The 7,962-nt window shown below is 36.3% G+C and carries 10 protein-coding genes and 1 other RNA gene; 1 reads left to right on the top strand and 10 read right to left on the bottom strand.

What is annotated here, in order from left to right:
- From K4G57_RS08130 to panB, 3 genes are all read right to left on the bottom strand, one after another.
- On the bottom strand, window positions 1-1,025 hold a 1,025-nt coding region (locus tag K4G57_RS08130; protein WP_221561829.1), incomplete at its 3' end, for a restriction endonuclease subunit S.
- Between the two features lie 71 nt (window positions 1,026-1,096).
- Window positions 1,097-2,098, bottom strand: coding sequence for a Holliday junction branch migration DNA helicase RuvB (ruvB, locus tag K4G57_RS08125; protein ID WP_221532687.1), 1,002 nt, complete (start codon window positions 2,096-2,098; stop codon window positions 1,097-1,099).
- An 8-nt stretch (window positions 2,099-2,106) separates the two neighbouring features.
- Entirely contained in the window at window positions 2,107-2,913 is an 807-nt protein-coding gene (gene panB, locus K4G57_RS08120) for a 3-methyl-2-oxobutanoate hydroxymethyltransferase (RefSeq protein ID WP_221532686.1), read from the bottom strand.
- A gap of 75 nt (window positions 2,914-2,988) precedes the next feature.
- Here panB and ssrA point away from each other — a divergent pair.
- Window positions 2,989-3,358, top strand: a transfer-messenger RNA (tmRNA) gene (gene ssrA / locus K4G57_RS08115).
- 122 nt (window positions 3,359-3,480) lie between these two features.
- Here the strand turns inward: ssrA and K4G57_RS08110 are convergent.
- The 7 genes from K4G57_RS08110 to K4G57_RS08080 form a co-directional block, all read right to left on the bottom strand.
- Window positions 3,481-3,690, bottom strand: a complete 210-nt coding sequence (locus K4G57_RS08110) for a hypothetical protein (protein WP_221532685.1) — start codon at window positions 3,688-3,690, stop codon at window positions 3,481-3,483.
- 121 nt (window positions 3,691-3,811) lie between these two features.
- Window positions 3,812-5,926 (bottom strand): heavy metal translocating P-type ATPase, encoded by a 2,115-nt coding sequence (locus K4G57_RS08105; protein ID WP_221532684.1) that lies wholly within the window; start codon window positions 5,924-5,926, stop codon window positions 3,812-3,814.
- 8 nt (window positions 5,927-5,934) lie between these two features.
- Window positions 5,935-6,300 (bottom strand): YtxH domain-containing protein, encoded by a 366-nt coding sequence (locus K4G57_RS08100; protein ID WP_221532683.1) that lies wholly within the window; start codon window positions 6,298-6,300, stop codon window positions 5,935-5,937.
- Window position 6,301: 1 nt separating this feature from the next.
- On the bottom strand, window positions 6,302-6,649 hold the full coding sequence (locus tag K4G57_RS08095; protein ID WP_221532682.1) for a magnetosome protein MamC family protein: 348 nt from the start codon (window positions 6,647-6,649) through the stop codon (window positions 6,302-6,304).
- A complete protein-coding gene (locus K4G57_RS08090) occupies window positions 6,646-6,963 on the bottom strand; it encodes a hypothetical protein (RefSeq protein ID WP_221532681.1) in 318 nt (105 codons plus the stop codon). The genes K4G57_RS08095 and K4G57_RS08090 overlap by 4 nt, the downstream gene beginning before the upstream one ends.
- 3 nt (window positions 6,964-6,966) lie before the next feature.
- The gene (locus tag K4G57_RS08085) at window positions 6,967-7,572 is read right to left on the bottom strand and encodes a ferritin family protein (RefSeq protein WP_221532680.1); all 606 of its coding nucleotides are present in this window, start codon (window positions 7,570-7,572) and stop codon (window positions 6,967-6,969) included.
- On the bottom strand, window positions 7,569-7,934 hold the full coding sequence (locus K4G57_RS08080) for an HMA2 domain-containing protein (RefSeq protein WP_221532679.1): 366 nt from the start codon (window positions 7,932-7,934) through the stop codon (window positions 7,569-7,571). Before K4G57_RS08080 ends, K4G57_RS08085 begins: the two co-directional genes overlap by 4 nt.
- Window positions 7,935-7,962: the final 28 nt, after the last annotated feature.

Genomic DNA, 7,962 nt, shown 5'->3' with positions numbered 1-7,962 from the left:
TTAAGCGCAGGCTCTCCCTTTATGTAAAAGAAAGGGAGACTTTCTTTTGTTAAAGGGAGCGGGGAGGGATTAGATTTTCTTTGTGAAAAAGAAAAATGTGGAATCTTGTAAGATTGGGAAGAATTTGTAAGGGAACTTTTAAGAGATTCTATGTTTTTAGATTCTTCGCTGCGCTCAGAATGACAATTAACCTCTTTTGTCATATTGAGGGCAACGCCCGAAATATCTCTATTAGTTTGCTGGGATTCTTCACTGCGCTCAGAATGACAAGCTTCTATTTTGTCATATTGAGCGGAAGCGAAATATCCCCTTTTAGATTCTTCGGGCATAAAGCCCTCAGAATGACAAGCTAAATGCTTTCTTGTGCGTTTTTCTAACTCTTCCTTGCTTAAGAGTTTGTTTCTGTAATATTCGTATTGTTTGCGTCTGGCTACTAATTCTTTTTCTAATTCTTTTTCTAATTCTGTAAATTTATCCAAGATTGCAACAATTGCATTTTGCACTTCTAGAGGGGGGAGGGGAATGGGGAAGTTTTTAAATTCCTCTTTTGTAATTGTTTTAATTATTCCACCTCTTGCCTTTCTCTTTTTTTTATCAAATATCATATAAAGGACATACGCAAAGAATTTTTTATTAAATAAATTTGAAATATTATTAAAAATAGCAATAGTTCTATCAACATAACTATCATATTGCGTTATTGCGACTCTGCCTATTGTTCCCTGTAAGCTCACTATAATGGTATCTTTTGGCACAAAAACGCTTAAGGGCTGTGCTATTTTAGAAATGCTCTGTTTTGTTATTGGCTTAAGTAAAAAATTATTCCCAATATCTGCGACCTGCACAAAAGGCATTGCTTCCAATCCGCCATAATAGCTTTGGTTTGTATATGGCTGTGGGAATGACCCCCTGCGAAATTCACACACCTCCCCCAAAGGCTTATACTCCACTTTTTCATATTTTAAGAATCTTAAAAGTTCTTTTGTTTGCATATTAACCTCTAAACATCTTATAGATTTTGCCATTTATATCCACCACTTCCCCCAACCTCGCCTCTTTCTATTGCTCTTTATGGAGAGATTTAAAAAGGATTCCACTAAAACAAACTCCTAGAATCCCTAAATGAAAAAAGTTCATAAGTTTTTTGTGTGGCGATTCTCCCTCTTGCAGTGCGCTCTAAAAATCCTTTTACCAACAAATAAGGTTCAATCACATCTTCAATCGTTCCCTCATCTTCGCTCATCGCAGCAGCAAGTGTGCTAAGTCCAATAGGACGCCCCCTACTCTCACAAACAATCTTTAAAAAACGCAAATCAAGTTCATCAAACCCATATTCATTCACTCCTAGTTCATTTAGCGCATATTCTGTGCGCTCCTTTGTAATCATAGCTTCTCCTGCTACTTCTGCAAAATCTCTAACCCTTTTAAGCAAACGCAATGCAATTCTTGGTGTACCACGTGAACGTTTAGCAATCTCTAGCGCACCCTCTTTCTTGCATTCTTTTTGCAGTTTAATAGACGCTAAGGTTACAATTCTTGAAAGCTCCTCATTTTCATAGAACTGCATTCTAAATTGCATTCCAAAGCGGTCGCGCAAAGGATTACTAATCATTCCTGCTCTTGTTGTTGCACCAATTAGCGTAAAACGTGGTAAGTCAATTTTCACACTTTGTGCTGCAGGACCGCTTCCTATAATAATATCTAGCCTAAAATCCTCCATTGCAGGATATAAAATCTCCTCAATTGCAGGGCTTAAACGATGAATTTCATCAATAAATAAAATCTCGCCTTCATTTAAATTTGTCAAAATTGCCGCTAAATCCCCAGCTTTCTCAATCATAGGAGCTGCTGTAACTTTAATAGAAGTTTGCATTTCAGCACTAATAATATGTGCTAAAGTAGTTTTTCCAAGACCTGGGGGACCAAATAATAAAATATGATCCAAAACTTCTTTACGTTTTTTGGCTGCGTGGATAAAAACTTGTAAATTTTTTTTTAGTTTCTCTTGCCCGATATAATCGTCCCAACATGATGGACGCAACTTAATCTCTTCTTCTCCCTCAAAAGATATTTTTTCAATCTCTACAATGCGCTCCATTACAGCCCTTAATAACTCTCACTTACATTTGGAAAATCTCCATTCTTGACATCTTTAGCATATTCTTTTAGAGCATCCCTAATAAGTTCTGCCCCTTTTAAATACTGGCGCACAAACTTTGGTTTAAAATCCTCAAAAAACCCAAAAGCATCACTCCACACTAAAACCTGTCCATCAACATCTACACCGCTTCCAATCCCAATAACAGGAATCCCAACGCTTTGTGCAATCTTTTTTCCCACTTCAGAGGGCACACCCTCTAACACAAAGCAAAATGCACCCGCTTCTTCCAAAGCCCTTGCATCCTTTAAAAGTGATTCTAGCTCACTCTCTTGTTTTCCTTTAACCTTATATCCCCCTTCTAGTCGCATAAATTGTGGCTTTAAACCAATGTGCCCAACAACTGCAATTCCATTTTGTGTTAAATGCTTAATAATTTGCGCTATTTCCGCCCCACCTTCAAGCTTGACTGCTTGTGCTTTTGTTTCTTTAAAAACACGTAATGCGGCTTCTAGGGCAATTTGCTCACAAATTGTGCTACCAAAGGGCAAATCACATACAACAAGACTTGTTTTTGCTCCGTTACAGACTGCTTTTGTATGATAAATCATCTGCTCTAAAGTCGCACTTAACGTATCGCTCTCCCCAAAAAAACTCATATTTAAACTATCTCCTACTAGAAGCATATCCACTTCGCCATCAAAAATCTTTGCAAAAAGCGCATCATATGCGGTTAGCATTGTAATTTTTTCTGTATTTTTCTTCTTTAAAATCTCTGTTGTTGTAATATGCTTTTTACGTGTTTGCATACTCATTGTTCATTCCTTAAATTTTTAGCTAATTTTACTACATTTTCGTTTTTTGTGGTATAATTCCTACCTTTACTTTTTGGGGCTGATTAGAATTTCGACAGGATTTAGATAGCTTTGGCTGCATGCCGACTTGTGCTAAGTCGCAAAACTGGCTCTTAAATATAAACGCAAACAACGCGAATTACGCTCCAGCTTACGCTAAAGTTGCGTAAGTTTATTAGCTTTTGGAGCTGTTCTTAGTTAAGATTCTAGCTATTTTCTAAGGATATCATTTAAGTTAGATGCGCTTTATGTTACCAAGCATAAAGTTAAGACTTTGGTTGCCTTTATTTAAAAGTTTTTGGGAATTTTTTAGGTAAAGAAAGATTTAAAAACCCAAGCAAGCATGTAAATCGGTTATTGTGGATTTAAGTTTTGGACTGGGGTTTGATTCCCCACAGCTCCACCATAGATTTATTAACTGCAATCCTTTCTATCTTTAGAATTTACTTCCAAACTTAATTAGACAACTTTATTGACCAACTATGTTAAAAACTTTCAAATAAAAATCAAAGATAAAGTGTAAAAAATTTAAGATTTTTTAGGATAGAGTGATGCGTGCCAAATAGAGAATCCAACAAGTGCGACGCCTGCTGTAATGTGAATCGTCTTTGCAGTTTTATTTTTCAAAAATAACGCACTTCCAGCGGTTAGCAATAAACTAGCACTCATTCCAATTTTAGCAATCTCGCGCTTTGTTTCAATAGATACTTTAGTTTGGATTGCTGATTCTTTTTCCATATTTTTTCCTATTTTCCCTGTTTTCTTTTAGAATATTTTCTGTATTTTAAAAAGGCTTGTCTTGTCATTTGTGTAGCCAAAAACCCACTTCCAGCAGTTGCAAGAATCAATAAAAATGGCATTAGCTAACGTTCTCCTTTCTCACACGAATTCTTTGCAGTGCATTCAAAAGCAATCCTATTGTTGTGCCATTATGCATAAATGCCGTTTGAATAGGGCTTAGCTTTCCAAGACTTGCTAAAATTAAAATCATAGAATTCACACCCACTGTAATCTTAAAACCTCTTTGCACTTTTTTAAGACAAGCAATCGCAAGCTCCCTAGCCTCTGCCACTGCTTCAATATCATCACGTAACAACACCACATCCGCACTTGCTTTTGCAATATCTGCACCCTTATGCATACCAATACCAATATCTGCACGAATTAATGCAGGTGCATCATTAATACCATCTCCGACAAAAGCAACTTTTTTACCCTCTTGCATAATTTGTTCTAATATCTCCGCCTTTTGCGTTGGTAACAATTCTGCATAATAGCGATTTATCCCTAGCTCTTTAGCAATTTTACTTGCTTTTTGTGTGGTATCGCCTGTTAGCATAATGATTTCTTTAACCCCACTCTTGCGTAAGCGTTCTAATGCGTTTTTTGCATTCTCCCTTAAGGAATCTTTTAGCAAAATCATACCCAAAAGCTCTCTATCATACCCAATAAATAGAGGCATTTCACCACTTTCTAAAATCTTCTCAATAGCCTCATGCTGCGTCTTAAAGCTAATCCCTTCATCATCTTCTAAAAAGTGTCTTGAGCCAATCACAACACTCTTGCCATTAATCTCACTTTTTACCCCATGTGCTACAATGAAAGTAACCTCATCATGGTGAAAATGTTTAAAATTCTTATCTTTTGCTGCTTTTACAACTGCTTGTGCGACAGGGTGAAAATAATGCTCCTCAATGCTAGCTGCAAGATTTAACACCGCATTTTTATCCCAAGTTTGATGAAAAGAATACACATCAAGCACTTCTAAATCCCCTTGCGTAAGTGTGCCTGTTTTATCAAAAATAAACACTTCACTAAGTTGCAGAGATTCTAAACTCTTTGCACCTTTAATAATAATCCCCTCTTTTCCTGCGCTTGAAATTGCAGATTTAAAGGTTACAGGCGTTGTAAGTTTTAACGCACAAGAATAATCTGCTTGTAAAACACTAGCACTACGCATCAAATCGCGCGTTAAAACATAAGAGAGAGTCGCAAGTCCTAGTGTAATAGGCACTAAGGAATCTGCCATTTTAGAAGCATTTAATTCTTGAGCAGATTTTTGCACTAAAGTTTCTTCAATGTAACTTTTAATCCTTGCCATTGCTGTTTGTGTCCCTACGGATTCTGCCCACACTTTAATTTTTCCCTCTTGCACGATTGTGCCAGATAGCACCCTATCACTATGCCCTTTCCGCACAGGAGTTGCTTCCCCCGTCATTGAGATTTGATTAACGAGTGCTTCTCCCTCAATAATATGTCCATCTACTAAAATCGTATCGCCCGCACCAATAACAACAATATCACTAACTTTCAATTCTTCGCTTGGAATCTGTTTTAAAACACCTTTACCATGTTCTATGCATTCAACCCACGCTAAACCACTCTTTTGCTTGGCTAGTTCCTTGATTAAATCATCACTCTTATACATTGTCATCTCTTCAATGTATTCCCCAAGAGCTAACATAAAATTTGTAGAATTCGCTGTTTTAAAATCTTTTAAATATAAAGAAATAGCAACTGCCATTGCCTCTAAAGAGCGCGAATTAATCCCATGTGTGAAAGTTTCTTTTAATCCACTAAAAAGCAAAGGAGCAGAAGCAATAAGAGAAAATCCAAGTTGTGCTGTGGCGTTATTTAACAATGGAGAAAGCAACAACGCACTTCCAGCCCTTGCTACTTCTGATGAGCTTGGAATCTCATCACGTAGTGCTAAATAACTCTCCTCTTGTTTAATTAAATCCGATTCCACCACAACGTCACTAAGCACCTTATAAATATTTTGCTCTAAAGCCTCCAAAGCTCCACAATAATGCAAAATAATATTATTCAAAATTGCATTAACACGCACATTACTTACATCTGGAATGTCCTCTAAAGCCACGCGAAGCTGTATGGGATTTACTCTAAAGCCACTTTTGCAAATGTATTTAAAACGTGCCCTCTTAGCGGTTGCATGGAGTAGGATTAATTGCATTTTCTACCTTAAATTTTATCCGTATCATTAATTTCAGCTTTAGCATCTTCATAACGCTCTTTTAGCTCTTCAATACCGCTTTCAAACAAACTACTAACCTTTGCGAAACCTTTAAAAATTGCTTTTTGTGCATTTTCATTCGTCAAAATAAAAGTTGCAACAGCACCAATTAGCGCACCTTTTAGAAAGTCTTGCTTAGAATTGTTGGAATCTAATAGGCTCCCTAGAAAATTTTGCGCATTGTTTTGTGCGCCATTTTGAAAATTATCATCTCTGTGATTTTGCTCGTAATTTTGAAAATTTAGATTCTGTGTATTTTGCACTCTATTGTTTGCATTATTAATATAGGGATTATTAGGATTAGGTTGTGTCATATTAGTCCTTTGTTAAAAATTTTGGAGCGGAACAACAGCTTTTATTTGTGAGTGTTTGGATTCCATAAACACTAGCTAGTCCGATACCTACAAATGCGCTAGCTTCAATGATTCCTTGCGCGGTTGATTTTGTATTGCTTCCTAACGCATTTGCTGCTGCAATACCACACGCAGTAATAACTCCGCCCTCAACACTTGCCTTAAGTGTATCCACAATAGCTTCTTGTTTGCTAATTTCCTTACGTTTATACTTTGCATACGCATATGCTCCACTTAGCATAAACGCAATAAGTCCTCCACTAATTGCATGTCCTGTGATAGAACGCGGGGTGCCTGTATTTGCAATCATTGATTATCCTTTGCTTTTGTATTTTTACGCATTGTGCGCTGTGTGCCTTTAGGCTTTGTATTTTGTGTTTTTTGCGCTCTGTGTAATTCTTCTGTTTTAGATTCTGCATTGAGTGCATTTGTAAAACTTGTTTTTGCATACTTTAACGCATTGCTAGAAATCTCCTTGCCCCTATCCACACTCTTACTCAAACCATTTTGAATGCTTTGAGAGAACTCTCCACTGCTTAATTTTTCTTTGATTTGCTCTCTTTTGGTAAATAAAAGTGCCGCTCCTGCACCCACTGCTAATCCTGCAATAAATGGTAATGCCATATTCTACTCCTTATTTTGATTTAAAAGCTCATTAAAAATAATCACACCAAATGCGCCTGCAATAACACCTCCCATTAGAGAGTAATTTAACTTGCCCAAAAAGCTCTCTAGCTGGTCTTGCGTAAGATTTCCATCTTTTAGCTTTGCAACCATCTCACCTGTTTGATTCAAAAGCTCCTTGCTATTATTTAGCATATCCATTACATTTAGAGCATTCTCCTGCTCTCTTGCATTTTGTTGCATGAGCGTGTGTAATGCTGGGATATGATTGTTAAAACTCGTAGCTTGTAAGCGATAAAATACATCTAAAACTTCTGCATCTTGTTCATTAGCAGTTAAATCATTATAAAGAGTAATATTAGCATTCTCTTGTATTAGTGCAGTTTGCAACACTTCTTCTATGCTATTTGGAAGCACAATTGTATTTAAATAAGGATTATTAGGAATCGCGACATTTAACTTTTGGAGCTGGTAAGTGAGTGCATTAATATGTGCAACTTCTGTATTTTTAAGATTTATAAAAATCTCATCTAATGCGCTTGCTAATGCATAAAAACTATATGTTTTATATGTATTATCTAATGCTAGTAATAAATTCTCCACACTCATACAATATTCCTTAAACTTTTGTTAATAATTTCTGCAATTTCCTCTAGTGATTCCCCATTAATACAATCTTCCCAAAGCTTAGGGTTTAATACATTAGAATCATAATGGATTGTAAGAGAACCAATTAAAGGGTTAAACTTAATAGAGAAAATCAACGGAATCCTCTCTAGCACTTCCAAAAGTGCTTTTGGATTAATCTTTTTTTCTTGTGCAACAGCCTTTAACTTCAAACTTGCTCTAAGGCGGATTCTGCCTTTTGTGTGATGAACAATAGAGAAATAATCCCTTAAAAGTTGTAAATCACTAGATTTTATCTCCAAATCTTTTAAAGTATTAATCAACTCTGCTTTGTTTTCTTGCATAAATTTCACTCAAATAAATTTGTGGCGA

The organism is Helicobacter turcicus (assembly GCF_019711685.1).
In the GTDB taxonomy this organism is placed as follows: Bacteria; Campylobacterota; Campylobacteria; order Campylobacterales; family Helicobacteraceae; genus Helicobacter_D; species Helicobacter_D turcicus.
Note: the sequence above shows the minus strand (reverse complement) of the source record. Positions and strands in the feature narration are given on the sequence as shown.